Annotated in this window: 4 protein-coding genes; 1 reads left to right on the top strand and 3 read right to left on the bottom strand. The window is 68.9% G+C overall.

The window, feature by feature from the left end; genetic code table 11:
• Both I0Q12_RS31830 and I0Q12_RS03645 read right to left on the bottom strand, forming a co-directional pair.
• Positions 1-200 (bottom strand): HAD hydrolase family protein (locus tag I0Q12_RS31830; protein WP_307846005.1); only part of this gene is annotated, 200 nt, incomplete at its 3' end.
• A gap of 4 nt (positions 201-204) precedes the next feature.
• Positions 205-1008 carry a lysophospholipid acyltransferase family protein gene (locus tag I0Q12_RS03645; protein WP_197250642.1) on the bottom strand — a complete coding sequence of 268 codons (804 nt, stop codon included), beginning with the start codon at positions 1006-1008 and terminating at the stop codon, positions 205-207.
• Positions 1009-1163: 155 nt separating this feature from the next.
• Between I0Q12_RS03645 and I0Q12_RS03640 the strand changes: the two genes are divergently transcribed.
• The gene (locus I0Q12_RS03640; protein ID WP_197250641.1) at positions 1164-2714 is read left to right on the top strand and encodes a Rieske 2Fe-2S domain-containing protein; all 1551 of its coding nucleotides are present in this window, start codon (positions 1164-1166) and stop codon (positions 2712-2714) included.
• Between the two features lie 21 nt (positions 2715-2735).
• Here the strand turns inward: I0Q12_RS03640 and I0Q12_RS03635 are convergent, their stop codons facing one another.
• Positions 2736-3926 carry an MFS transporter gene (locus tag I0Q12_RS03635; protein WP_197250640.1) on the bottom strand — a complete coding sequence of 397 codons (1191 nt, stop codon included), beginning with the start codon at positions 3924-3926 and terminating at the stop codon, positions 2736-2738.
• Between the last annotated feature and the right edge of the window lie 76 nt (positions 3927-4002).

Below are 4002 nucleotides of genomic sequence, written 5' to 3'. Positions count from 1 at the left end.
ACCGACAGCGGGGCGTATCCGAGTTCCTCGACGACCGGAGGAATCCACCGCGGCGGCCGGCCCGTGGCCAGCACGAACGGCGTCCCCGACTCCACGACCGCGTGCACGGCGGCACGGGTCCGCTCCGACACGCGGTTCGCGTCGTCGATCAGGGTGCCGTCGACATCGGTGGCGACGAGGCTCGGAACGGGAGAACTCACCAAGTCACTGTCCCGGAGTCCCGGAGTCGGTGCCCGGTCCGGCCGCGCGGCCTTCCCGTTCGGCGCGTTCGCGTTCCTTGCGGGCGCGACGTTCCGCGGCGACGCGGGCGTCCTCGGCGTCGGCCTCCTCGCGACCGGGCGCCGATCCGCCGAGCCGGCGCGGCACCCAGTAGGCACCCGGCTCGTGCTCGTAGCCCTGCTGCACCTCGTGCAGCATCTTCTCCATCACCGCGTGCAGTTCCGCGGTGGTCTCCGAGGCCGGCTCGTGCGGGACGACGGGGGCGCCGACCTTGATGACGATCGGCGTGTTGGTGCGGCCCAGACGCTTGGGATGCCCCTTCGTCCACACGCGCTGCGAGCCCCAGATGATCATCGGCACGATCGGCACACCCGCCTCGAGTGCCATGCGCGCGGCACCGGACCGGAAGTCCTTCAGCTCGAAGCTGCGGCTGATCGTCTCCTCGGGGAACACGCCGACGAGTTCCCCGGAGCGGAGCGCCTCAACCGCGCGGCGGTAGGACTCACCGGCGTCGCCGCGGTCGACGGGGATGTGCTTCATCGCGCGCATCATCGGGCCGGAGATCTTGTTGTCGAAGACCTCCTTCTTCGCCATGAAGCGGATGTACCGCTTGGTGGCGCGCGCCGGGATGCCCGCGTAGGTGAAGTCCATGTATCCGGTGTGGTTCATCGCGATGACCGCGCCGCCGGTCGCCGGGATGTGTTCCTCCCCGGTGATGGTGAACTTCAGGCCCTGCGCAGCGAAGAGCGTGCGCGCCACGCCGATGATGGTCCGGTAGAAGGGTTCCACGACGGCCAGAGTAGCCGGAACCGCCGGATCTGCACCGACCACGACACCCGAATCGACCCCGCCCGGGACAGTGCCGAACTGCCTGGCCGAAGTGAGCCGAACGGCGCCGCCTACCCTGGTAGGCACGCCGGTCGCCAGTTCAGGAGGGCAACGTAGTGCAGATCACCAGCGTCGGACACGCCGGGTTCCACATCCAGACCGAGGCGGGATCGATCCTGTGCGACCCGTGGGTGAACCCCGCGTACTTCGCATCGTGGGTGCCTTTCCCGGACAACACGCAGCTCGACTGGGACGCCCTCGGCGACGTCGACTACCTGTACGTTTCGCACCTGCACAAGGACCACTTCGACCCGGGAACGCTGAGCAAGCACGTCAACAAGGACGCGACCGTGCTGCTGCCGGACTACCCGGTCCCGGACCTGAAGCGTGAGCTCGAAGCCCTCGGTTTCACGAAGTTCTTCGAGACCACCGATTCCGTCAAGCACAGCGTGACCGGACCCAAGGGCTCGCTCGACGTCATGATCATCGCGCTGCGCGCGCCCGCCGACGGCCCGATCGGCGACTCCGGTCTCGTGGTGTCCGACGGCACGACGACCGTCTTCAACATGAACGACGCGCGGCCGATCGACATGGATCCGATGCTCGAGGCGTTCGGTCACATCGACATCCACCTGCTGCAGTACTCCGGTGCCATCTGGTACCCGATGGTCTACGACATCCCGGCCGGCACGAAGCGCAACTTCGGCAAGCAGAAGCGTCAGCGCGGCATGGACCGCTGCCGCTCCTACATCGAGCAGGTCGGGGCGACGTGGATCGTGCCGTCCGCGGGCCCCCCGGTGTTCCTCGATCCCGAGCTGCGCGACCTCAACGACGACCACGGCGACGTCGGCAACATCTTCCCGGACCAGCAGGTGTTCCTCGAGCAGCTGCGGATCCACGGCCGCGACGGCGGCCTGCTGATGATTCCGGGTTCGGTCGTGGATCTGACCGGCAGCGATCGGATGACCCTCACGCATCCGATCCCGGACGAGCAGGTCGATCGGATCTTCACCGACAAGGCCGCCTACATCGAGGAGATGGCGCAGCGGTTCGCGCCGATCATCGAGGCCGAGAAGGCGACGTGGGCGCCGGCCGAGGGCGAGCCGCTGCTCGGAGCGCTCAAGGCGAAGTTCGAGCCGATCATGGCGCAGTCCGATCTGATCTGCGACGGCATCGGGTATCCGGTCGGGCTCGTGATGGGTGACGAGACCGCCGTGCTCGACTTCCCGAAGCGGGTCGTCCGCGAACCGATCGAGGGCGAGGGCAAGTACCGCTACGGCTTCCGCATCGCGCCGGAACTCGTGCGCACCGTGCTGCGCGACGACGAGCCGGACTGGGTCAACACCATCTTCCTGTCCACCCGGTTCACGGCGTGGCGCGTGGGCGGCTACAACGAGTTCCTCTACACGTTCTTCAAGTGCCTGACCGACGAGCGCATCGCGTACGCGGACGGCTGGTTCGCCGAGGCGCACGACGATTCGGCGTCGATCGAGATCGGGGGCTACGAGGTCCAGCGTCGCTGCCCGCACCTGAAGGCCGACCTGTCGAAGTTCGGTGTCGTCGACGGCACCACCCTGACCTGCAACCTTCACGGCTGGCAGTGGGATCTCGAGACGGGCCGCTGCAAGACGTCCAAGGGCCACGAGCTGCGCTGCACCAAGCTCTGATCCTGTCCCGCCCCTGCCCCGTCACCCGGCGGGGCGGGGGCGGTGGGGCAGCATGTGCGGTGCCGCGACCGCGGTCAGCAGCACCGGCACCGCGACCGCGGCGACGAGGATCGACAGCGACAGCCACGCGGACCCCACCGCGAAGCCCGCGAACAGGGCGAGCGACGCGACCTCGCTGGTCAGACCGGCCACCGACGTGACGGTCGCGCGCGCCGATCCGGACATCGCGTCCTGCATCCGCACCTCGGCGACGATCCCCGCGTTGTGCAGGATGCCGTATCCGATGCCGATCGCGACGAATCCCGCGACTCCCCCGGCGACCGCCCCGACCGCGAGCAGCGCCGCGGCCGCGCACAGCACGACGGCCATGGTCCGCCCGGTCATGACGGCGGTCCGTCCGGCGACCGCGGCCCCGACGATCTGCCCGACGACCGTGATCGACACCAGCAGCGGCGCCTGCGCGGTCGACGCACCGCCGTCACGGGCGAGCAGGCCGAAGTACTCCTCGAGCGCCAGGAACGACATCAGCACTGCCGTGAGCAGCACCGCCCGCCGGACGACCACGTCGGTGCGGATCTCGTGCGTCCCGGCGCGCAGCACCCCCACGTAGCGCGCGACGAAGGTGCCACCGTCGTCCGGTGCAGGTTCGGTGCTGTCGACCCGAACCGTCCGGGGTGCCGGCGGGAGCGTGAACACCAGCAGGCCGTCGACGACGGTGATCGCGATCGAAACCCACCCGACCAGCCCGTAACCGCCAAGGGCGTAGAGCGGACCGGCCGACGCGGTCGCGACGAACACGCTGGTCACCTCGGCGGAGTTCACGTACCCCTGGACGGTCGCGTACCGGTCCCGCGCGCCGAGTGCCGCCAGTTCCTCGTACAGCAACGCCTCGAACGTGCCGGACTTCATGGACTCGGCCAGCCCCCACAACGCGAAGCCGGCCGCGAAGCCCCAGTAGCTCGGCACCAGCATCCACAGGGTGAACGACGCGGTGAGAAGGACGGCGCTACCGAACAGCAGGGTCCGGCGCGGCACGATGTCGGCCCACGCCCCGGACGGCACCTCGGTCACGAACGCCGCGATGGACCACACCGCGAACAGCGAGGAGATCTGTGCCGTCGACAGGCCGTTGTCCTCGAACAGCAGGCCGTACACGCCGTAGAGCGGCACCAGTTCGCGCGTCGCGGAATACGCGACGGCGCGGACGGTCAACGATGTGGTCGGTGCAAGTCAACATCGACGGGACATGCACAGAATCGTCCCACCTCGGCGCCGCCTCATCCAGTGA

Source organism: Rhodococcus sp. CX (assembly GCF_015865005.1).
Taxonomy (GTDB): Bacteria; Actinomycetota; Actinomycetes; order Mycobacteriales; family Mycobacteriaceae; genus Rhodococcus.
Note: the sequence above shows the minus strand (reverse complement) of the source record. Positions and strands in the feature narration are given on the sequence as shown.